The sequence below is a fragment of the Rossellomorea sp. H136 genome (genome assembly GCF_056838065.1).
The window spans coordinates 1277931-1300649 of sequence record NZ_CM166371.1; the positions used below are offsets into that span (position 1 = coordinate 1277931).

At 41.9% G+C, this 22719-nt stretch carries 22 protein-coding genes and 1 pseudogene; 20 read left to right on the forward strand and 3 right to left on the reverse strand.

Going from position 1 to position 22719, the window contains the following annotated elements:
* The first annotated feature begins 78 nt into the window (after positions 1 to 78).
* Positions 79 to 228 (forward strand): DUF3934 family protein, encoded by a 150-nt coding sequence (locus ACYH0O_RS06410; protein ID WP_082051258.1) that lies wholly within the window; start codon positions 79 to 81, stop codon positions 226 to 228.
* A 249-nt stretch (positions 229 to 477) separates the two neighbouring features.
* Positions 478 to 678: a cold-shock protein gene (locus tag ACYH0O_RS06415; RefSeq protein WP_060671790.1), complete on the forward strand. Its 201-nt coding sequence runs from the start codon at positions 478 to 480 to the stop codon at positions 676 to 678.
* Positions 679 to 773: 95 nt separating this feature from the next.
* On the opposite strand, the gene ACYH0O_RS06420 is transcribed toward ACYH0O_RS06415, so the two are convergent.
* Positions 774 to 1019 (reverse strand): hypothetical protein, encoded by a 246-nt coding sequence (locus tag ACYH0O_RS06420; RefSeq protein WP_149157396.1) that lies wholly within the window; start codon positions 1017 to 1019, stop codon positions 774 to 776.
* 285 nt (positions 1020 to 1304) lie between these two features.
* Here ACYH0O_RS06420 and ACYH0O_RS06425 point away from each other — a divergent pair, with 285 nt between their 5' ends.
* The 9 genes and pseudogenes from ACYH0O_RS06425 to ACYH0O_RS06465 form a co-directional block, all read left to right on the forward strand.
* Positions 1305 to 1505 (forward strand): cold-shock protein, encoded by a 201-nt coding sequence (locus tag ACYH0O_RS06425; RefSeq protein WP_064094055.1) that lies wholly within the window; start codon positions 1305 to 1307, stop codon positions 1503 to 1505.
* 433 nt (positions 1506 to 1938) lie between these two features.
* The gene (locus ACYH0O_RS06430) at positions 1939 to 3384 is read left to right on the forward strand and encodes a DEAD/DEAH box helicase (RefSeq protein WP_482631668.1); all 1446 of its coding nucleotides are present in this window, start codon (positions 1939 to 1941) and stop codon (positions 3382 to 3384) included.
* A 128-nt stretch (positions 3385 to 3512) separates the two neighbouring features.
* Positions 3513 to 4379: an AraC family transcriptional regulator gene (locus ACYH0O_RS06435; RefSeq protein ID WP_482631669.1), complete on the forward strand. Its 867-nt coding sequence runs from the start codon at positions 3513 to 3515 to the stop codon at positions 4377 to 4379.
* Positions 4380 to 4892: 513 nt separating this feature from the next.
* A complete protein-coding gene (locus ACYH0O_RS06440) occupies positions 4893 to 5909 on the forward strand; it encodes a LacI family DNA-binding transcriptional regulator (protein ID WP_482631670.1) in 1017 nt (338 codons plus the stop codon).
* Between the two features lie 144 nt (positions 5910 to 6053).
* Entirely contained in the window at positions 6054 to 8162 is a 2109-nt protein-coding gene (locus tag ACYH0O_RS06445; RefSeq protein WP_482631671.1) for an amylo-alpha-1,6-glucosidase, read from the forward strand.
* A 54-nt stretch (positions 8163 to 8216) separates the two neighbouring features.
* Positions 8217 to 9467, forward strand: coding sequence for an ABC transporter substrate-binding protein (locus ACYH0O_RS06450; RefSeq protein WP_482631672.1), 1251 nt, complete (start codon positions 8217 to 8219; stop codon positions 9465 to 9467).
* Positions 9468 to 9620: 153 nt separating this feature from the next.
* On the forward strand, positions 9621 to 10520 hold the full coding sequence (locus ACYH0O_RS06455; protein ID WP_482631673.1) for a carbohydrate ABC transporter permease: 900 nt from the start codon (positions 9621 to 9623) through the stop codon (positions 10518 to 10520).
* Between the two features lie 13 nt (positions 10521 to 10533).
* Positions 10534 to 11364 carry a carbohydrate ABC transporter permease gene (locus ACYH0O_RS06460; RefSeq protein ID WP_149157402.1) on the forward strand — a complete coding sequence of 277 codons (831 nt, stop codon included), beginning with the start codon at positions 10534 to 10536 and terminating at the stop codon, positions 11362 to 11364.
* A 260-nt stretch (positions 11365 to 11624) separates the two neighbouring features.
* Positions 11625 to 11868 (forward strand): annotated as a pseudogene (locus ACYH0O_RS06465) (hypothetical protein); the annotation flags it as partial.
* Positions 11869 to 11894: 26 nt separating this feature from the next.
* On the opposite strand, the gene ACYH0O_RS06470 reads toward ACYH0O_RS06465, so the two are convergent.
* On the reverse strand, positions 11895 to 12329 hold the full coding sequence (locus ACYH0O_RS06470) for a hypothetical protein (RefSeq protein WP_482631674.1): 435 nt from the start codon (positions 12327 to 12329) through the stop codon (positions 11895 to 11897).
* Between the two features lie 295 nt (positions 12330 to 12624).
* Between ACYH0O_RS06470 and ACYH0O_RS06475 the strand changes: the two genes are divergently transcribed.
* The 4 genes from ACYH0O_RS06475 to ACYH0O_RS06490 are packed head-to-tail and all read left to right on the forward strand — an operon-like array spanning position 12625 to position 15626.
* Positions 12625 to 13155, forward strand: a complete 531-nt coding sequence (locus ACYH0O_RS06475; protein ID WP_482632514.1) for a sigma-70 family RNA polymerase sigma factor — start codon at positions 12625 to 12627, stop codon at positions 13153 to 13155.
* On the forward strand, positions 13152 to 13598 hold the full coding sequence (locus tag ACYH0O_RS06480) for an anti-sigma factor (RefSeq protein ID WP_482631675.1): 447 nt from the start codon (positions 13152 to 13154) through the stop codon (positions 13596 to 13598). Before ACYH0O_RS06475 ends, ACYH0O_RS06480 begins: the two co-directional genes overlap by 4 nt.
* Before the next feature lies 1 nt (position 13599).
* A complete protein-coding gene (locus ACYH0O_RS06485; RefSeq protein ID WP_482631676.1) occupies positions 13600 to 14694 on the forward strand; it encodes a hypothetical protein in 1095 nt (364 codons plus the stop codon).
* Positions 14691 to 15626, forward strand: a complete 936-nt coding sequence (locus ACYH0O_RS06490; RefSeq protein WP_482631677.1) for a hypothetical protein — start codon at positions 14691 to 14693, stop codon at positions 15624 to 15626. Before ACYH0O_RS06485 ends, ACYH0O_RS06490 begins: the two co-directional genes overlap by 4 nt.
* A 112-nt stretch (positions 15627 to 15738) precedes the next feature.
* Here ACYH0O_RS06490 and ACYH0O_RS06495 read toward each other — a convergent pair whose 3' ends face one another.
* Complete coding sequence (locus ACYH0O_RS06495; protein ID WP_482631678.1) at positions 15739 to 16758, reverse strand: DUF3231 family protein; 1020 nt, start codon at positions 16756 to 16758, stop codon at positions 15739 to 15741.
* A 153-nt stretch (positions 16759 to 16911) separates the two neighbouring features.
* Here ACYH0O_RS06495 and ACYH0O_RS06500 point away from each other — a divergent pair, with 153 nt between their 5' ends.
* The 5 genes from ACYH0O_RS06500 to ACYH0O_RS06520 all read left to right on the forward strand — a co-directional run bounded on the left by ACYH0O_RS06500 (position 16912) and on the right by ACYH0O_RS06520 (position 22150).
* Positions 16912 to 17763, forward strand: a complete 852-nt coding sequence (locus tag ACYH0O_RS06500; protein WP_482631679.1) for a CBO0543 family protein — start codon at positions 16912 to 16914, stop codon at positions 17761 to 17763.
* Between the two features lie 474 nt (positions 17764 to 18237).
* Entirely contained in the window at positions 18238 to 19503 is a 1266-nt protein-coding gene (gene hflX / locus ACYH0O_RS06505; RefSeq protein WP_482631680.1) for a GTPase HflX, read from the forward strand.
* A 375-nt stretch (positions 19504 to 19878) separates the two neighbouring features.
* A complete protein-coding gene (locus tag ACYH0O_RS06510) occupies positions 19879 to 20163 on the forward strand; it encodes a thiamine-binding protein (protein WP_427598706.1) in 285 nt (94 codons plus the stop codon).
* A 230-nt stretch (positions 20164 to 20393) separates the two neighbouring features.
* Positions 20394 to 21497 carry a PLL family lectin gene (locus ACYH0O_RS06515; RefSeq protein ID WP_482631681.1) on the forward strand — a complete coding sequence of 368 codons (1104 nt, stop codon included), beginning with the start codon at positions 20394 to 20396 and terminating at the stop codon, positions 21495 to 21497.
* Between the two features lie 125 nt (positions 21498 to 21622).
* Positions 21623 to 22150 (forward strand): GNAT family N-acetyltransferase, encoded by a 528-nt coding sequence (locus ACYH0O_RS06520; RefSeq protein WP_482631682.1) that lies wholly within the window; start codon positions 21623 to 21625, stop codon positions 22148 to 22150.
* Positions 22151 to 22719 lie beyond the last annotated feature (569 nt).

Sequence of the window (22719 nt, forward strand, 5' to 3'; positions counted from 1 at the left end):
GTACTCTCCACCACTGATAAGTGTTATGATATGGAGACAAACGTGTAAGAACGAACCTTATCATAACGGAGTGAAAAAATGAGTAAACCAAAGAAAAAGAGCGGAACGGGCCAAGGCACAGGAAAGAAAGGCTGGAATCGCTGGCAGGCCGGAGCGAATAAGAAGAAGAGCAACAAGCCTTATACAAGTAAAGGCGTGAAGCATGGGAGTAAGCAGGAAGATAAGTAGTCATATGTAAGTCCATTTCCTTTCGGGGAAGTGGACTTTTTATATAGGAAGTTAAAGGAGTTCAGGAGTGAGTATTAAACAAACTTATAAAAACATTTGCTATTTTTACGATTTCCTGTTATTCTAAAAAAGAATTATTTTTGTTCGGTCTGTAAGGAATGAAAGTATTTAAACTTTTCGCCTTTGATATCTAATTGAGCAATAATAGTAATAAATCGTGGATTCGATTCCACACAGGAGGAAACACACATGCAAGAAGGTACAGTAAAATGGTTTAACGCAGAAAAAGGTTTCGGTTTCATCGAAATCGAAGGTGGAGAAGATGTATTCGTACATTTCTCAGCTATCCAAGGCGAAGGATTTAAATCTTTAGACGAAGGTCAAAAAGTTACATTTGACACTGAGCAAGGTCAACGTGGACTTCAAGCGACTAACGTAAACAAAGCGTAATAGCTTTATGATGAAGGACTCTCCCGTAGAGTCCTTTTTTATTTGTCAAAAAAAAGGAGGTGCCTGTCGTATAAGTAGCAGGCAACCCTTCGCAATTATGTTAACGCATACTTGATGATTCCTTGAATGTAAACAGATGTTTCATTCTGAGCACATTCCCTGATTTTGATTTTTCCTTCTTTTTCTAACTCATTGGCCAGATTTTCAATGGTTTGCGCTTCTTCATTTGACGTCATAGGAATTTCAATTGAAAAGAAGTTTCCGCGGCTGGCTTGATTTAAACTTTTTAATAATCCAATTTTATTCATTGGGTCATCCCCTTTATCTCTTACTTTCGACACGAGGATGGTTTTCTCCTCTACTGATGGAGAGTTTAAGGGTAACTATTCAAAGGTTATTTTAAAATGAGCCGTTTGAGTTAATGGATGAAAAAGTGGGAAGATCATTGTTTTGTGAAGAATATAGGAATAGATTTGCTTTTTCTCAGATTATCTGTTATTCTAAGTAAGAATTATTTTTGTTCGGTCTGTAAGGAAAGAAAGTATTTAAACTTTTCGCCTTTGATATCTAATTGAGCAACGATAGTAATAAATCGTGGATTCAAGTCCACACAGGAGGAAACAATTATGCAACAAGGTACAGTAAAATGGTTTAACGCAGAAAAAGGTTTCGGTTTCATCGAAATCGAAGGTGGAGAAGATGTATTCGTACATTTCTCAGCTATCCAAGGCGAAGGATTTAAATCTTTAGACGAAGGTCAAAAAGTTACATTTGACACTGAGCAAGGTCAACGTGGACTTCAAGCGACTAACGTAAACAAAGCGTAATAGCTTTTGATGAAGGGACTCTCTCGGAGGGTCCTTTTTTTATTGTTGGGGAATAGATATTAGTGGGATTATTAGGGAGGCTGAACGATCCGCCTCCGCTTTTGGTGACATCCAGCTCCAGCGGCTAGCCCCTCGAGGTCATAAGCTAAATTGGCCAAGAAGGCAAAGTGCGCCTTCCCGGCCAATTCATCTTATGCTTGTCGGGGCTGAACAAGCCGCCTCCGCTTTTGAATATAAAAAGGGACCGACAGCGTTCGTCGGTCCCGGAGACAACATGTTACAAGTTAAAAATGGTTAGGTAAAGCATAACACACTATTGGTGGAATACCTAAAGATATTTGAAAAGAATTTGCAGGGGGTATTTTTCCATTGAATAGAATCGACACTTTCCTATGAGAATAAGACTAAATGAAGGAATAAATGAGGTATTGAAATGAGTATAAAGCAATTTAAGGATTATAAGCTTAGTGATGATATTGTAAGGGCTCTATCCGATTTAGGCTATCAGGCTCCAACTGAGGTTCAGTCCAAGGTACTTCCATTGGCTCTGGAGAAGAAGGATCTTGTTGTGCGTTCACAAACAGGAAGCGGTAAGACAGCCTCTTTCGGGATTCCGATTTGTGAGATGGTAGAATGGGAAGAAAATAAGCCTCAGGCACTAGTCCTGACACCAACCCGTGAACTCGCGGTTCAAGTGAAAGAAGACATCACAAACATCGGACGCTATAAGCGAATCAAAGCGGCTGCAGTGTACGGGAAATCTCCTTTTCATCGACAAAAGCTTGAGCTTAAGCAGAAAAATCATGTCGTAGTCGGCACTCCCGGTCGTGTTCTCGATCATATTGAAAAAGGAACATTTCCACTGGATAAGCTTAAGTACCTTGTAATCGACGAAGCCGATGAGATGCTGAACATGGGATTTATCGAACAGGTGGAAGCGATTATTCAGGAGTTGCCAACAGACCGGGTAACGTTGACATTCTCTGCTACATTACCGGAGGATGTCGAAGCACTCTGCCATAAATATATGAAGAAACCTGTTCATATTGAAATTAAGGCAACGGGCATTACAACAGATAAGATTGATCATTCCATGATCGAAGTGAAAGAGGATGACAAGCTGACTCTTCTGAAAAACGTGACAACCGTTGAGAATCCCGATAGCTGCATCATTTTTTGCCGAACAAAAGAAAATGTGGATACATTATGTAATGAGTTGGACCGATCAGGGTATCCTGTTGATAAAATTCATGGCGGTATGATTCAGGAAGCGCGCTTTGAAGTGATGGACGATTTTAAAAGAGGGGAATTCAGGTATCTTATTGCAACCGATGTGGCGGCGCGTGGGATTGATATCGAAAATATTACCCACGTCATCAATTATGATATTCCCATGGAGAAAGAAAGTTATGTTCACCGCACAGGAAGAACGGGCCGCGCAGGTTCTGCAGGAAAGGCGATCACCTTCTGCACTCCGTATGAAGATAAATTCCTTGCCGAGATTGAAGACTATATCGGATTTACGATTCCAAAGCTGCAGTCGCCGTCACAAGATACAGTGGCAAAATCAAAGGCGGATTTTGAACGGAAATTAAACACGGAACCAGATTTTAAATCAGACAAGAGTGAGCAATTGAACAGAGACATCATGAAGCTCTACTTCAATGGCGGAAAGAAAAAGAAAATCAGAGCAGTCGATTTCGTCGGAACAATTGCGAAAATCGAAGGAGTGAGCGCTGATGACATCGGCATCATCACCATTCAGGAAAACCTTTCCTATGTGGAGATTTTGAATGGTAAAGGGCCACTGGTATTGCAATCGATGAAGAAAACCACAGTTAAGGGTAAGATGCTGAAGGTTCATGAAGCGAGAAAATAATGAAGTTGGTGGGCCTTCTCTAAAGAGGAGGCCACTTTTATAAAGATCAAATCCTGCAAATTGGTGCACGATAAGTCGGGTTGCTTTAATTCTATCTTGCTATTCTATTGATGAAGGGGGTAGTGGAAATGGATTCATTGAAGAATATGAATGACGCTTTACGGTACATCGAAGAGAACTTGACTGAAGAAATCAATTTTGAAAAAGTGGCTCAGCGTGCGTATTGTTCAGAGTATCACTTTAAACGGATGTTTTCGTTCCTTGCGGGGATTCCCTTATCGGAATACATCAGGCGCCGCCGTTTGACCCTTGCAGCTCTTGAACTGCAAAACAGCGACGTAAAGGTAATCGATATTGCCATGAAATATGGATATTCTTCACCCGATTCCTTTACGAGAGTGTTCCAAAAAATGCATGGCGTCACTCCGTCACAAGTGAGCGGCCATTCACTCAAAGCATTTCCACCTATGACCTTCCAGTTATCCATCAGAGGAGGCAATGAAATGAATTATCGAATCGTAAAGAAAGAACCGTTTTCCATTGTAGGTATCATGAAACGGGTGCCAATCATCTTTAATGGGGTGAATCCTGAAATTGCAGACATGTGGCAAAGCTTGGACGAGGACATGATCAAGAGATTTAAGAGCATGTCAAATGTAGAACCACAAGGATTGATTAGTGCATCCGTCAATTTTTCTGAAGGCAGGATGGAGGAAAAGGGGGAGCTCGATCATTATATAGGGGCTGCAACAACAGAGGAGTGTCCAGATGGTTTATCGAAACTTGAAGTTCCCGATCTGACATGGGCTGTATTCGAAGCGGTCGGACCATTTCCGGACACTTTGCAACAAGTGTGGGGGCGGATCTACTCTGAATGGTTCCCGTCTTCAAGCTATGAACAAGCAGAGGGGCCAGAGATGTTGTGGAATGAGAATAAGGACGTTGGATCGGATAAGTTTAGGAGTGAAATATGGATACCGGTTAGGAAAAAGTAAGGGATAAAGCAGCGAATTCATTAGGATTCGCTGTTTTTTTAGGATGTAGGATTCATATAGGGGGATTTTGAGAAATTGGTTGAGTAGATAGTTTAAAAGGATAGGATTCTTAAAGGAATGAGTGGTTTATCAGCGAAATATTGATTTTATCAGCGATATTTTCAATATATCAGCGAAATTCGGATTATATCAGCGAAATCTTAAATTTATCAGCGAACCCAGACATTTAAAGATAGGCATAACCAGGGTTCTGTTTTCAGTAACCACGTTCTGATTTGATCTGAGGTCTATTTATCGGAGAAATTTTCAATATAACGGCGAAATCCAGGATTTAGCGGCGAATGAAGCATTAAACAGAGGCGAGTACCAAGGACCAACCAGCTATAAGTGGGACACGGTGGCTGTACCCATGTCCCATCTAAATAACGTTATTGAAAAATAATGTTGTAATCGTTTTCAATATGTTGTATTATTCAGTTAAAGGAAATCCGAAACGTTTTGGGAGATGTGCAAGTGACTACAATAAAAGATATAGCAAGAGTAGCTGGGGTATCCGTTACGACGGTGTCAAGAGCGTTAAATGGATATTCTGATGTCAACGAAGACACGAGAAGGAAGATTGCAGAAGTTGCCAAGGAGTTAAATTATAGTCCGAATTCGATTGCCCGAAGTCTGGTCATGAAGAAGTCGAAAACGATTGGATTACTAGTTTCCGGATTTACGAAGGAAAGTGTGAAGGATAATTTCATCGTGGAAGTGCTGGCAGGGATTAATGAGTTTGTTTCAGGTGCTGACTACGATCTTGTTTTATTCAACACCAATTCTTCAAAGCAACGTGAAAAGACGTATACTCAACTTTGCAGAGAAAGAAGAGTGGACGGGGTCATTATCCAGGGAATTCGAACCGATGATCCTTATTTACATGAAGTCGTCGAAAGTGATATTCCTTGTGTTTTAATTGATATTCCCCTTGAGTCCGGGAATGTGAGTCATGTGACGACGGATAATGTATTAGGAGCTGGAACAGCCGTTCAACATTTACTCGACAATGGACACAAGAACATTGGGATGATTAATGGACATGAGTTCGCGTTTGTTAGTCAGCAGAGATTGGAAGGGTATAAAAACGCTTTGCAAGGAGCACAGGTCGACCTCAATACCAACTACATCGTAAATGGAGAGTTCACAGAAGAAAGTGGAAAGAAAGCGGCTAACTCATTGTTAACCTCATATCCTGAAATCACAGCAATATTTTGCGCGAGCGATTTAATGGCCATCGGAGCGATGAGTGCAGCGAAAGACTTGAAGTTACAGGTGCCAGAAAAACTTTCGATTGTCGGGTATGATGATATACTGCTTGCTTCCTATGTTAGTCCCAAGCTGACAACCATCCAACAAAATAAGTTTCAGCTCGGGTATGAAGGGGCAAGATTATTGCTGGAATTGTTATCAAATCAGTCCAAGACCCATCGAATGGTGTTGGAGACAAAGTTAATCAAAAGAGAAAGTACGAATCATAGAAATGAATAAATGTTGGTGAAAATCTAAATGCCAACTTTTATTTAGGGGATAATCCGAAACGTTTTGGGATATTTTTTTACCTTATTTCCAAAACGTTTCGGGACACAGCAGAATAGTAAAAACAATAGTGTTTTGAAAGTAGGAGGAACCAATATGAACTACAGAGTGATTAAAGAAAACAACTTATTTCTTCTTACAGATGAGCAAGGAGATATCATTTCAGATCATAGTTATGGACTTGGTTTATACAAGAATGACACGCGATACCTTAGCAAGTTGAATGTGAAAATCAATAATGAAAAACCGATTCTATTACATTCGGATGGATCCGAAAACTATATGTCTACGATTCTTTCGACAAATCCCCACCAAGAAGAGGATGGCAATCTTATTCTGTGGAGAGAATCCGTTGAGATTGAACGTAAGCGCTTTATTTATGATGATGTGTTATATGAAACGATTAAAACAAAAAACTATTACCCAAAGCCGGTCTCGTTTGGGTTGAATATAGAAGTCGATGTGGACTTCAACGATATGTTTATCGTACGCGGGTTCCAAACTGGAAACGTAGGAAAGAGAACAGGTCAGAAAGTTGAAGATCAATCCCTCACCTTCCGATATGAAGGAGCAGACGATATCAATCGTTCGACAAAGATTCAGTGGGATGCCAAAGCGAAAAACGTTAAGGAAAATGGGGAGATTACCTTCCAGGTTGAGCTTCAGCACGAGGAAGAACAGTCCATTACATTTATGATCGTGCCACTGGAAAATATAGAAACCAGAGATGACATTTTACCTGTCGAAGAGGCTCTTCAAAAATTAAAAGTTTCTTATGATGAATGGTCAGCTCAGTTAACGAAAGTAGAAACGGATTGTCAGCCACTACAACGCCTGGTGGACAGAGGATTATCAGATCTTAGAGTGTTATTGACTGACACTGGATACGGAAAGTTTCCTGTAGCTGGTCTGCCTTGGTTCGGGGTTCCATTCGGTAGAGACAGTCTGATTGCGGCCCTGCAAATGATTGCTTTCCAACCCCGGGTTGCAAAAGGTACCCTGTTCACCATGGCTAGTGAGCAAGGGACGAAGGTAGATCCTTGGAGAGACGAACAGCCGGGCAAAATCATGCATGAAATTCGATACGGAGAGCTTGCGAATACGAATCAGATTCCGTTCACGCCTTATTACGGAACGATTGATGCAACCCCGTTATTCCTTGTACTTTTAACAGAGTATGTGAAATGGACGGGTGACTTCGATACATTCCGAAAGCTTTCAGATAACGTGAAGAGAGCGCTTGAGTGGATTGACAAATATGGAGATCGTGATGGTGATCTATTCGTTGAGTACCATCAGGAATCATCCAAGGGAATCGCCAACCAAGGCTGGAAGGATTCCGGGGACTCCATCGTTCATCGAAATGGGGATTACGCTGATACACCGATTGCCTTAGTAGAGGTCCAAGGCTATGTGTACCAGGCGAAACATGGACTGGCTGCTGTTTATGAAGCAATTGGGAATAATGAAATGGCTTCTAGATTAAAAGCAGAAGCGAAAAATCTACAAGAACGATTTGAACAGGATTTTTGGATGGACGACCAGGGATTTTACGCCATTGCCCTTGATCAAAACAAAGAAAAGGTTGGTACGATAACATCTAATCCAGGACATGTTTTATATTCAGAAATGATGACAGGGAACCGTGCTGAAAAAGTAAGTCAAACGTTAACGAATGACAAAATGTTTTCAGGATATGGGATTCGTACGATGGGGAAAGGCGAAGCTGGTTATAACCCGATGAGCTATCACGATGGAAGCATCTGGCCCCATGATAACAGCATGACTCTACTGGGATTAAGTAAATTAGGATTTACTGAAGAATCGAAGAAGGTGATGAATGGACTGATTGATGCATCCCGCCACTTCGAGTACGACCGCTTGCCTGAATTGTTCTGCGGGTATGATTCTGCAATTGGGAAGGCTGTAAAGTATCCGGTCGCTTGTTCTCCACAGGCATGGGCAGCGGGGACACCACTCGTATTTATTCAATCACTATTAGGATTGTTTCCAAACAGCCTAACAAAAGAAATACATCTCAATCCAATCTTACTTGATGAAATGAACATATTGACCGTTCACGATATTACGATTGGTGATGGAGTGCTGTCTCTATCCTTAACGCGAAAAGGAGACAAGGTAGAAACCACCATTTTAGAAAACTCAACAGGCTACGATCTTGTGAAAGAAAAGCAGACAGTGTAATCACATCCAGGAATAACAATCCTATTTTAAAAAATCAAAAAAGGGGTTATGAAAATGGCGAAGAAGAAATGGATCGCGAGTCTAGGTATTACGACGATGTTAGTGGGGACGGTTCTGGCAGGGTGCAGTGGATCAGACGAGAAGACGAGTTCAAATGGAGCAGATGGTGAGAAAGTCGAGATCACTCTTGCCGGCTGGGGAGGAAATCCTTCTGAACAGAAGCTTTTGACTCAAACGATCGCTGATTTTGAAGAAAAACATCCTAATATTGACGTAAAGCACGAAGTCATTTCTGAGCAGTATATGGACGTATTGAAAACACGTTTGATTGGTGGAGAAGGTCCTGACGTTTTCTATTTGGATGCACTGGAAGCTCCGGCCCTGATTGAAACGGGGGTTGTTGAGCCATTGGATGATTACGTAACGGAAGATTTCGATGTGAAAGATTTCGAGAAACCGATGCTTGAAGCGTTCCAAGTTGATGGGAAGACATATGGTTTTCCGAAAGACTATTCTACTCTAGCCTTATTCTATAATAAGAAGATGTTTGAAGAAGCAGGAGTGGAAGTTCCGAAAACATGGGATGAACTCCGTGAAGTATCAAAAGCTCTGACGAAAGATGGCGTTTATGGATTTGGTGTAGCTCCGGAACTCGCCCGCCTTTATCACATTGCTCAGGCAACAGGTGGGGAAGTCGTGAAGGATGATCAAGCGAACTTTGCTTCAGATAAAGTGGTCAATGCTCTTCAGCCGATCATCGACCAGCATATCGAAGACAAAACCTCTGCACAGGCTTCAGAAGTTGGAGCGAACTGGGGAGGAGAAATGTTTGGTCAAGGGAAAGCAGCCATGGTCATCGAAGGAAACTGGGCGATTCCATTCTTAGCGGATACGTTCCCGGATGTTGAATACGGAACGGCTGAATTACCGACTATCAATGGAGAAAAAGGGACAATGGCCTACACGGTTGGTTATGTAATGAATTCGGCATCGGAAAAGAAGGAAGCTTCATGGGAGCTGATTTCGTATCTGACGGGTAAAGAAGGAATGGAAACATGGACGTCTAAAGGATTTGCGCTTCCGACACGTAAGTCAGTAGCTGGAAAATTAGGGTATGACAAAGATGAATTACGCGGAGCACTGGTAGCCGGAGCACCATATGCAACGGTCTGGGCGGAAGGAAAGAACCTGCCGATCATCATGAATAACTTTAACAACCAATTTATTGCTGCCTTCCTGGGTGACCGACCATTGGATGAAGCACTGAAAGAAGCAGAAGAACAAGCGAATAGCGAAATTCAATAATCTTTTTAAAGGTACCTGACACTCATGATTGTGTCAGGTACAGCTTTACCATTGACTGTATTCTTTCTTTTGAGGTCTTGGATGCGGACCTGGGCGGAAAGAATACAGGTAATAGCTCTGAAGATTTTAGACAGATAGAGGGTAGGGATGAGAATGAACAAACAATCTTCTAAGAAGAGATTACAGGATGCAGGACAAGGATACTTATTTATGTCTCCCACGCTATTTGTATTAGCGGTGTTTATTATTGGACCGATTCTTTATGCCATCTTTTTATCCTTTCATAAGGTTCAACTCCTTGGAGACATGAGTTTTGAATTTGTTGCTTTTGAAAACTTTGCGAGGATCTTGGAAGACAACCGAGCCATTATCGCATTGAAAAACACGGCAAAGTACGTACTGATTGTGGTACCTACACAGACCTTTCTGGCATTGGTTCTGGCTGCAACGTTAAACGCAGGATTAAAGGGTGAGAAGCTTTTCAGGATTGTCTATTTCCTACCGACCTTAACATCTTCAGCCGTATTAACGCTGATCTTTATGTGGATGTATAACAAAGAAGGGCTGATCAACAACCTATTAGAAAAAGTGGGCTTGCCGACTTATAACTTCTTAGGTGATCCTGACATTGCCCTGAATGCGATTATGTTGATGAACATTTGGGCAACGGCACCGTTTTTCATGGTCATCTATCTTGCAGCCCTTCAAGATATTCCGGACTCGTTATACGAAGCGGCTGAACTTGACGGAGCAAACGCGATCCAGAAGTTCTTCTATGTGACCGTTCCGTTTTTGCGACCGGTTACGTCCTTTGTCGTGATCATGGGGGTTATAGGAACGTTCCAGCTATTTGATCAATCATATATTTTCTCAGGTGGATCAGGTGGGCCGAATAACTCGACGTTAACAGTTGTCCTCCTAATCTATCAATATGCCTTTAAATCATTGGGGACCATGGGATATGCAGCCGCACTTGCCTTCGCGCTTGCTATAATCATCCTGGTGGCGACCTTGATTCAACGTAAATTCTCTAAAGAAGAATCACTCTATTAAGGAGGATGGAAGTATGAATTCGAAGAAAAAGACGTTCAGTAAACGTCTTCTATACATTGTCCTGATAGGCTATGCGATCACAACTCTGATTCCATTCTTATGGGCACTCTCCTCTTCTTTTAAAACATTAGAAGAAATCATTAGCGGAACTATGAATTTCATACCGAAGAATTTCACTTTGGATAATTATAAACAGATATTCATTGAACAGGAGCTATTTCCAAGATGGTTATTCAATAGTTTATTCATCGCAGTAATCGGGACAGCATTGAATATCATCTTTAACTCCATGTCTGGATACGCCTTGGCGCGCTTAAGCTTTCCTGGGAAAAAGGCATTATTCATCATGATCCTGGCTGTCCTGATGATTCCCGCTCAAGTTACGATGATCCCGAACTATTTAATTTTAAAAGAAATCGGCTGGCTTAACTCGTATCAAGGGATGATCGTACCGGCCATGATCAATGCAACCTTCATCTTCATGATGAGACAGTTCTTCATCAATTTCCCGAAAGAACTGGAAGAGGCTGCTCAGATCGATGGCCTAAGCCGTTTCGGAATCTTCTTCAAGGTGGTATTACCATTAGCAAAACCAGCATTGGCCGCACAAGCAATCTTTGTCTTCATGGGATTCTGGAACAACTTCATGACCCCATTGATTGTCATGACCGATACAGAAATGTATACACTGCCATTAGGATTGAACACCTTTAAAGGCCAATACGTCAGCTACTGGAACTACATCATGGCGGCATCCATGGTCTTTACACTGCCGGTACTCCTTCTGTATGCATTCTTTAATCGCTACTTTATTAAAGGAATATCTTTCACTGGCGGGAAATAGTAATTGGAGGGCTTCTCTTTTAGGGAGCTCTCTTTTTTTAAATCAAAAGAGTGAAGGGTATGAAAAAAATAGGGGTGAAGCAGGAATCTTTAGGGGTTTGCTGCTTTGGTTTTAGGTTATGGTGTTGGGAGTCAAATTGGTGGTGTGTGGGGGTTCATTTTGTCGTTAGAGATGGATTTATCAGCGAAATAATGATTTTATCAGGGATATTTTCAATATATCAGCGAAATCTCAAATTTATCAGCGAACGAGGGATGTCAATAGAGTATCGACTGCTGCCGATGAATCACAGTATCATTTCTGAATTGTTTACAAGGGAACAAGCAGAAGCCCACGACAAATTGGTGAAGGAGCATCTCTATTGTCCAGACGGAGTCCGATTGATGAACCGCCCTGCAAACTACGAAGGTGGAGTAAGCACACATTTCAAACGAGCATAACAAGCAGCCAATTTGGGGCAGAGAAATCGGTCTTCAATATGTTCACGCTCATATTCGCTTTGTTTGTATGACTCTGGTAAAAGCAAGACCCTAATCGTTTCCCAGGGTCTCTTCTTTGTTCCGGAAAAGCTTTTGATAGAAATACTTAATCAGTAGAATGATAGCTGCGAATCCAATGTAGATGAAGAAAAAAACAATGTATCCCCACAAACCAACGATGGCATCAATGAATTCCATCTGTCCCCGATTAGTGATTGCCTGCTGTATTTCGATTGCAAAGACCAACACAACCATGAAGGTCAATGTATAGAAGAAAGCCAGTGCGGTGATCCCGAACTTAAGCTTCGATAAAATCTTAGACACAAAATATACAAAAAAGAACACGGTAATTCCGATAATGCCCATAATCCAAAAATGCAGATCTTTATCCGTAAGGGTGAAACCGAGATCACTCGCCAACACAATAAACATGTCGTGGAGGTTATTGATGATCTCCACTATTAACGTAATGCCTTCTTTCATCATATCCACTCACTTTTTTATGAAGATAAGTACTTTACGAGTATATCAGGAATGTGGATTTCGTGTTAGGTGGTAAATAAGGGTGATTTTCTGGATTGACGAGATTGATATAAATTAAGATTCTTTTCAATATTAAACGTGATATTGGATAAAGTGTGGCGAGCCATGATCAGCCCACGAATTCAATCAAATGTACCAGGCATCACCTTCAAGAAAAAAATTTTCAAAAAAACTGTAGGGATTCATCATTTTCTTTCGTCTATTATAATGAGACCACAAGAAAGGGGGAGAGAGGTTGGTGGATCCGCTAATTGAAAAGGCGAAAAATGGTAGTGAGCATGCGTTTCGGATGTTGGTCGAAATGTATAAGCAGTATGTTTTTAAATGCATTTACGGCGTTCTGAGGAACCAAAAAGATACAGAAGATGCATCACAGGAAGCGTGGATGAAGATTTATACCTCTCTCCCTCAGTACGAGCATCAAGGGTTCAAGACATGGATGACGAGAATTGCAGTGAACCATGCCATTGATTGTAAGCGAAGACAGGCAAGACAGAGGGAAGATCTGGTCGATGAGCTCCCCCTGAAAGAGTCCCGGGATGCTGTAGAAAGACGATTACTAAAAAAAGAACAAAAGCAGCTCGTGTTGAGGCATTTAGAAGAAGTTCCCGAATCTTACAGAGAAGTGATTGAAGGATTCTACATAAAAGAAAAGTCCTATCAGCAGCTTGCAAATGAACAGCATGTGCAGGTGAAGACGATTGAAACAAAGCTATACCGGGCAAGACTTTGGATGCGGAAGCACTGGAAGGAGGAGGATTTCATATGAGTCATATTGCATTGGAAGAGTGGAAGAATTACGCCAGAGATGAAATGGATGATAATAAGCGAAGCGAATACGAGGAGCATCTATACAGTTGCGATCAATGCATGAGTCTTTATATGGAAGCAATCGAAATGGTTCAAGACGAGCTTCCTTCCATTGAAGGTCCGTCCCTCTATACAGATGAGGTGATGGAGCGAATTCCGGTTGAGATGAGTCCAGTGGTGAAGAAAGTGAAGAAACATTGGTATGAGGAAAAGGTGTTTCATTATGTGCTGGCTACGGCGATGACGCTGATTTTGATGGCATCTGGTATTTTTGGTGAACTTGTAAAGATCACGACTGAATTTGAAAGAAACCAGCAACCTTCATTTACAGAAAATATTTTAAATAAAACAACGGCTTTATTGGATAGTGTTGAAAAAATTGAAGAACAGGAGGCAGAGTAAGATGGATAAAAAGAAGAATCCAATCATTGCGTTTTTGTTGGCTTTTATACCCGGTGTGGGATTGATGTATTTAGGGAAGGTTTTTAGAGGGGTATTGTTTTTACTCGTATTGATGGCGTCCTTTCCCGTTGCATTTGTGGGCGCGCAAGTGTTGAACTGGGATGGTTTTGCTTTTATCACCATTGGGTTTGCGTTCTTATTATATCTCATCAGTATCGTTAATACGGCACTTGTGGCATCAAGAATGTTGAAAGCGGGCGAAGCATCACGAGAACCGGTGTTAGAAAGTGAATCAGGACAGCTGAGCACCGAACGCTTCTATACCATCATCCTTTCCATGATACCAGGGCTCGGTCATTTCCAACTGGGATTGATGAACCGTGGTGTCACATTTCTGGCAACGTTCCTCGGAGTAGCTGCGATGATTCTGTTTGTAACAGCGATGACGGGGAGAGGGGAGTTTATGGTGTTCTTGATCGTTCTACCTGTCGTATGGGTATACAACTTCTTCGATACGATGCAACTGTTGAATAAAAAGCAGGCAGGTGAAGTGCTGACGGATCGGTCTGTATTGGAAGACCTGGAAGCCCAGCATGAAGGTGGGAGAAAGAGTAAGGCATTCGCCACATTTTTATCGATGTTTCCTGGAGCGGGGCATCTGTACCTCGGCTATCAAAAAAGGGGGATACAGCTCATGGCTGCATTCTTGTTCTCGATCTATATATTAGATGTTCTTCGATTGGGAATCTTTCTTTTCCTGGTGCCTATCATATGGTTCTATAGCTTCTTTGATGGTCTGCAACGGGCGACAAAGCACGGAAAAGAACCCTTTGAGGACACACCGATTGTATCCTACCTGATCAATCAGCAAAAATGGGTGGGTATCGGGTTGATGCTTCTTGGTGTGTATTACCTGGCAACGAACATAATGATGCCGTTATCTCTACCAATTTTAGAGACGTATGGCATCGATCCGTATCATATGATGAATAGCTATATCCAGCCGGGAATTGTGTGCCTTCTTCTAATAGGGGGAGGAATTAAATTGGTTGCCGGAAGTAAAAAGGTCCATTCGAAAGAGGGGGTATCAGAATGAGAACATGGCGAGTCGGATCTATATCAATGGGGGCATCCCTGCTTTTTTTAGGCATCTTTTTACTGCTATCGCAAATTATAAAATGGGATTCAGCGTATGTGTTAGCAGGTTGGTGGCCGGTACTCCTGATTGTGTTAGGGGCGGAAATCTTAGTGTACTTATTTTTATCAAAGCAGGAGAAGCCAATATTAAAATATGATTTTCTAAGTATAATATTTGTGGCTGTCATAGGAACGGTGGGAATCGGATTTACAGTGCTGCAGGCGACAGGATTGACAGAGGAGTTGCAAACGTTCTTTGATTCTGAAGTGAGAACAGCGGACCTACCTTCGTTTAACTATCAGGTAGGTGAGGAGGTGAAGCGGATCGTCGTTGATTCAAGTCATCATCCGTTAACGGTTGAAACAGTTACGGATAAAGAAGTGAGTGTGTTTGGTACGTATCGTTCTTCCTTTGCAGAAGGGAAACCATTACTTGGGAATCCGGAAGATTATCTGATGACGACACAAAAAGGTGATACGCTGTATATCACATTGAAAAGTCTTCCTGACTACAATGGCTGGATGCAATCAGGGCAGGAGATGGATGCGACACTCGCCATCCCGGCATCCAAGTCTCTCGAAATCTCGAGTGACTACAGTGAAGTCACATTAAAACCGAGAACCCTTTCGAGCTCCTGGGAAGTATCAAGCTCAGCGAGGGTCAACCTGGTTCTTGCCTCAAATGAAGACCTGACCATCAATGCCGATAACGTTGGGGACATCCAAGGGGAGGACGTAAAATGGCGATATACAGAACCAACGAGTGCATCCGATAAAGATGTAATCGAAGAAGGAATCCCAAACAAATCCGCTACCCTTAAACTAGGAAGCGGACAACACCCCATCACCATCTCCCATTCCGATCAAGTAAATGTATCGATTAAGAACTGAGGGACGGACCTCCAAATCTTCCATCATTCCGCTTGTAAATCAATTGGAATAGAGTTGATTTGGAGTTTTTTTCTTTAGTAGGGTAACGTGGTGAGGGACGGACCTCACCTCATCACTTATCTTTCGCCAACTTCTTTCGATCAGCAGATTGAGGTGGTTCTTCCAGCCAGCCGTTATTGATCAAGATGTCCGCACCACTTTTGCCTAATTCCGCCACCTCGAGTATAAGTCTAAAATAATTCGATACCAAGTCAGCTCTCATACTTGCCGCTGCAGCCGTACCATAGTTCCCCATCCCGGCATTGCTTATCAGAGTGGTGTGGAACATCATCAGTTTATCTGAGAAAGCAGGGGTGGTTGAAGCTTTTACATTGGTATCCCAAGACATGGGAGCCTGCATATCATTATTGATGAGAGCATCACTGAATATATTGAGGTGCTTTTGTGCAATTTCCTGCGTCCTGGTCATGAATTTTCTTACTTCTTTTGATTGCGCCATTTGTGCGAAGCTTGTGGCAATCATGCTCCCGAGTAAATTGGTTTCCGTGTTAAGGAATAGATGTGATATTTCAATGGCATTCAGAGGCCGTCTATTGACAAATGGATTCAGGCTGGAACTCATATATGATTTTTCCTTAATAAACTCAACTTTTTCAGGATAATCAATATATGGGGGCCTTATTAAAATGCCTTTTTCTTTTCCAGTCTCCGTTGCTTTTTTGTAGAGGTCACTAGAAAATTGAAGGGCTTGTTGGAAGAACTCAAGAATGTCTTCTCGTACAGTAAGGGAAACTGCCCCGCTATAGGTAATCATCCCAACCTTCGCCATCTGCCGGAGATACATTAAGAAAAAGGTATCGCCATAAATGGCAGGGGCATCTGGGAACACGTCCTTTTCCTTTGAGAATCCAAAAGGGATAGGGATTTGTTCCTCTTTGAATATGGATGAGATGAAGTCAATATGATGTTCAGATTTTTCTTGAGCTAAACGTAGAATGGATGCCGTATCAGGGTCCTGATTTTTTGCAAGGAAATATTCAAATACACACAGAGCTAAAGTGTCACTTTGATATGTGGACCAAAGAATGGCCAGTTCAGCTGAGGTTAAATCTGTTTTGGGATGATGTGACATGGATAAGCCTCCTTCTGTTCAGTGAATGTATTTATTAGTATGGATTTGTCTTAAAATAATTATTTATGGTTACGTGTATTCATGGTTTTTAGAATACAATCCCATGATTTATGTAAATAATGAAGACATCTAAGAATAGCTAGGATGATGTATATGCTATTGATGTGGATAACAATCTTTGTCCTGAATGGTTTCGTCTATATGGTAAGAAAAAGGCTTCGGATCATCGAGATGTACGTTACTTCTTTGTTTTCTATATATTTAGCTTTATTTGCAGATTCCATTTTGGGTGGAATGTTCAAGTTATATTCCTATTTCGAAGCAGGGGTGGACTGGATTGATTTTGTAGGTGCGATTGGCATTTACCCAGCGATTAATATCCTGTTTTTAGCTTTTTTTCCTGCAAAGAAGAATTTAATCATCAAGGGGATGTACATACTGGGGTGGACACTATTTGCATTATGTTATGAGTTTGTGGCCGCTCACTATTCTACCTTCTTTCAATACAGTGGCTGGAGATTGATATACTCCGTTCCTATTTATCCAATCTTGTATATGATCTTGTTATATAACTTTCGATTCGTTGATAAATTGCTTGGTGTAAAGAAGACGTTCTTTCATTTGACGCCTCTGGAATGGTATGGAAGCCTATTCTTTATCTTATATATGAATTTGTTTATAGACGCGGTATTGAAGGGGAGATATGAGCTTTATTACTATGTTGTGAAAGACGTACATCCGTTTGATTTCTTTTATCGGTTGATATTATTATGTGTTCCACTTTTGATTTTTCTGAGCAGGCAAGCGAATTACCCCACTCTATGGAGATACCTTATTTGGATTGCGGTCTTGAGTGTGATTCAACAATGCACAGCAGCACTCAATCTCTTTCACACCAACAACTGGAACATTTCACTCTCCATTGCCCAATTTGCGATCATCCTCCTTCTAATTTGGCTGAACCTGTTGCTTCTCCGGCATATGAAGCGAGGGACGGACCACTAAATACGCAATTCCGATATGGATTTGGCTAATTGGAGGTCCGTCCCTCAAACCATATCTTCCCATCCTCGGCTGTTTGTGGTAAGATGATAATAATTTATGAGAAATGGAGGTTTTCCTTTTGATTTTAATCAGACTACGCATCCGCAATTTGAACGCTTAATTGAATAAGTTCAAAGGCTCTGCCTGTGTGCAGGGTAAATGGGATCGGTCTGACTATTTTTAAAGGAATTCTTCATTTGACGTTGAATGGAGGGAAGGGAGACTAAATAGCTCCTCTTTCTTGTCTTCTTAAAAAATAGAATTGAATACTTGCCGAGTGGTGCCATATGGTGTGTTTTCTTGGGAAAACGCAAGGGGAAAATGCGGTCTTCTTCATGTGCCACCGGTTTATTCAAATCCATTTACGAAAAACACAGGCAGAAGCCTGTGTTTTTTTTCTGTACTACACACTAAAAGATAGGAAGTGACGAAGGAATGGAAGAACGTTTAAAAGCAATCGCCATAGGCGTTAATACAAAGGATAAGAATAATGACTTCGAATATTCGATGCTTGAGTTAAATGGATTGGCAGAAGCGAGGCATATTGATGTTGTCGGTGAACTGACTCAAAACCTGCCCCGGCCGAATCATGTTCATTATATAGGTAAGGGGAAGATTGAAGAGCTACTGCCACTCATTGAAGAGTGGAAAGCAGAGGTGCTCATTTCGAATGATGAGCTCTCTCCTTCGCAAATTCGTGTACTGGAAGAGAAGCTCGATATTCGGGTAATGGACCGGACCATGTTGATTCTCGATATTTTCGCTGAACGAGCGAAGACCCGTGAAGCCCAATTGCAGGTAGAGGTAGCTCAGCTGCAATACATGCTGCCGCGTCTTATAGGACGCCGTGAGTCACTGGGGCGCCAAGGTGGCGGCTCAGGACTTGCGAACCGTGGTGCGGGTGAAACGAAGCTCGAGCTTGATCGACGTAAGATTGAAGAGAAAATCACTGCGTTGAATAAAGAGCTGGATTCCCTCGTCGACCTGCGAACCACACAACGTAAGCAGCGTCGAAAGAGTGAAATCCCGGTCGTATCCCTTGTCGGATATACAAATGCCGGGAAGTCAACGACAATGAACGCATTCGTTGAAAAATTCCATCCAAACGAGAACAAACAAGTATTTGAAAAGGATATGCTGTTCGCGACTCTTGAAACATCGGTGAGAAACATCACCTTACCGGACAAAAAGGCATTTCTCCTGACAGATACGGTTGGATTCGTTAACAAACTGCCCCATCAGCTGGTTAAGGCGTTCCGTTCTACTCTTGAAGAAGTCGTCGAAGCGGATCTCATCGTTCATGTGGTGGACTATTCGGATCCCCATTATGAGAAATTGATGAAGGTGACTGACAAAACGCTTGAAGACATTGGAGTAGGCGACATCCCGGTTATCTATGCCTTTAATAAGGCAGAGTTGGTAGAAGGAGAGGTTCCTAGAATCGAAAAGGATCGAATTTATTTATCGGCTAAAAATAGAATAGGAATGGACGAATTACTGGATGTAGTGAAGAGCTATATTTTTAAAGATTACAAAAAGTGTAAGATGCTTATTCCATACGATAAAGGCCATTTGATTTCTTATTTCAATGAACAAGCGAATGTAGTGGGAACAGAGTATGAAGAATCCGGGACGAAAATGATCCTTGAGTGTAAGGTAAGTGACTTTGAAAAATATCAACAGTTTGTCATTCATGAATAAATAGGAAAAACAGGACCTTTTCTAATCAAAAGGTCCTGTTATTATTTTAAATACTATAGTAAGTACCTTCCGATAAGTCTTTCGGAACTAGGGGGAAGGTGAGTATTTCGATGCATCTCCTGAACCTTTTAGACCTATTTAAGAAAAGTTTATCCCCATAAAGGAAAGGGTAGAATGGCAAATAATTTACAAAGGAGGGTCCTGTAACTATGAAAACCAACTATACAAAGACGTCTTTAACAAGGAATCTATGCTCCGGTTTCTTATTCGGGATGGGGATTGTGAGAGGTTCAAGTACGTCCGATAAAACTCTACATGTTTATCTGCTTCTGGAGGAGGTAAATATATAGAATAAGTCGAGAAAGGAGCATGTAGATGCCAACATTAACAGTAGGATTTCAAACCATGCCAAACGGAAAAGACGTGGATACACATGGAGTTATCCCAAAAATGATCGAAGTGGTAAAAGAATCAGGATTAACATACGAAGTGGGGCCAATGGAAACGGTGGTCGAAGGTGATTATGATAAAATTATGAGCGTCATTAAAGAGACACAGGAAGTAGGGATACAACACGGAGCTACCGAGGTTTTCACAAATATAAAAATGCATTATAAATCGGACGGAGTATCAATCGCAGACAAAAAGAAGGATGTTTGAAAACCACTTCCAATTATAAAGAGTGTGATTATTAGCACCTATGTTAGAGGTGCTAATTTTTTTATAGTAAAGAATGGATATTCCTTTCATTAGCATTTCTTCCAGTAACCGAGTTTTAAAGGTTTTATATTTTATAAAAATGTATAAGAAAAGGTTATTCATTGACAAGAATTGTACTTGCTCCTCTATCTGGGCCCCTGCATAAAGTAAATGCAGAGGAGGGATGCAGTATGTTTTTTCCACGACGATATCCTGTGATACCGTGTGATATTCAACAAGAATGCTATCCACATTGGCCAGAAGTCAGAAACCAATATGTAGATGGTCTTTTACCACATACTTATCAACAGTATTATCCAGGCTACGAACAACAACGTGAGTTCACGTATTATCCACAACAGCTGAACTATTATGATTCTTATCAAGGATTCTATGAACAACCTGTCTACGAAGATCCATTTGATTGGCGGGCGAGCTGGCGGGAATGGGAAGACCTTGGTGCACCACCGCGGGGGATGAAGGGGTCACCAGCCGCTGCTTCCTGGCAGGCGAACCGTTTGGATACGTTTGTTCGAGGTGAGAACGATAGAATGTATCACAAATGGTGGAATGGTTCCCGCTGGAGTAATTGGGAGGATCTCGGTGCGCCAAGGAGAGGTTTAAGGAGTTCCCCGGCTGCCGTGTCATGGGGACCGAACCGTATTGATACGTTTGTCAGAGGGAATCGGGATACACTTTGGCATAAGTGGTGGGATGGCTCGGGATGGAATGAATGGGAAGACCTTGGGGGACCACCACGTGGATTCAAGGGCGACCCTGCCGTTGCATCGTGGCAAGCCAACCGACTTGATGTATTCGTTCAAGGAGATGACAACAATCTTTGGCATAAATGGTGGGACGGAAGACGATGGAGTCAATGGGAGAATCTTGGAGCACCAAGAGGCGGCCTTAGAGATTCACCAGGTGCTGTATCCTGGGGGCCGAATCGAATCGATTGCTTCGTAAGAGGAAACAATGACCGGATGTGGCATAAGTGGTGGAATGGATCCCGTTGGAGTAACTGGGAGGACTTGGGCTCACCGCCTAGAGGATTCGAAGGCGCTCCCGCAGCATCATCATGGGCTCCGAACCGGATCGATACCTTTGTTCGTGGAGACAACAACAATATGTGGCACAAATGGTGGAATGGTTCCCGCTGGAGTAACTGGGAAGACCTTGGAGCACCAAGAGGAGGCGTTCGTTCTTCTCCGGGAGCTGTGTCTTGGGGCCGTAACCGGGTAGATGCCTTTGTAAGAGGCAGAAATGATCATATGTGGCATAAGTGGTATGCGTGATAGTTGGAACCATCCCTGTGCGTAAATAGGGATGGTTTTTTATCTTAAATGAAGGAATTGGCAAAGCTTATGTCCAAATGATGGGTAAGTGGGTACTATACCAAATGGGGAAAGGAGAAAAGACCATGCGTTTTATACTCGATGAAGAAGTTTATGAAATCACGCAGGCGAAAAATGAGGATCTAAGAAAGGTTTTGAATCTGTTAGTGAATGCAGCCACCTGGTTAAAGACAAAAAGGACGAAGCAATGGAGTTACTATCTGACTGATTTAGATGGAAACGAAGAAGAGGTCCTCCATTCAATCGAAAACGGGGCGACCTATCTGGTTAAAAAAGAAGGTCAACCCATTTCCACTCTAACCCTTGAAAAAAACCCAAGTGGATGGGATTTGGACCTTTGGGGAGAAAATGCGCGAGATGATGTTGTGTATTTACATCGATTGGTCGTACATAGAAACCATGCAGGAAAAGGCATAGGTGCTGCTTTGCTGGATTGGGTCGAAAAAGAGGCACAAGAAGCAGGTAAAAAAATCATCCGCTTTGATTGCATCGCGAGTAATGAAGGATTGAACCACTATTACCAAAAACGATATCCATTAAAAGAAGTTGTCGATATCCACGGACGACACAGTAAATATGAAATCATACTATAAATAACGCTCTTTTCGTAAACTTTGTTGCTTTTGACAAAGAGAGTAGTGGTTGATTTCCGCTCCAGGTGCTCGCTTTCCGCGGGGCGTGAGTTGAGCCTCCTCGGGCTATGCCCTGCGGGGTCTCAACTTTCCCGCTATTCCCGCAGGAGTCGAGCACCTTCCGCTCCAATCAACTTTCAAAGTGTGACTTTCTTACTATAAACTAATATAAATATCATACACGTTTAAGATACAACATTTTTAAAAGTTTACAGTCGATTTTAGCTTGTATAGTGAAATACTGTTTCTTTCAATTGTTATTTGGCATAAATAAGCTCTGTCAAGAAAGCTCTTAAAGATGGTGAGAGGAACCACGGAGACTCCTGCGAAAGTACGGTCGTGCCGAGACCCTGTTCGGTAAACTGAGAAGATTCCATCGAACGCTAACTGCAAGTGAAGCAGTTCCCATGACTATCCCGCACAAACTGGTTGACAGGGCCCTGGCAGATTCTATGTTAGAAAACAACAATCTTTGGGAAAAGAGCTTTAAATATAAAACCCGGCATGATCATAAATCACGCCGGGTTTCT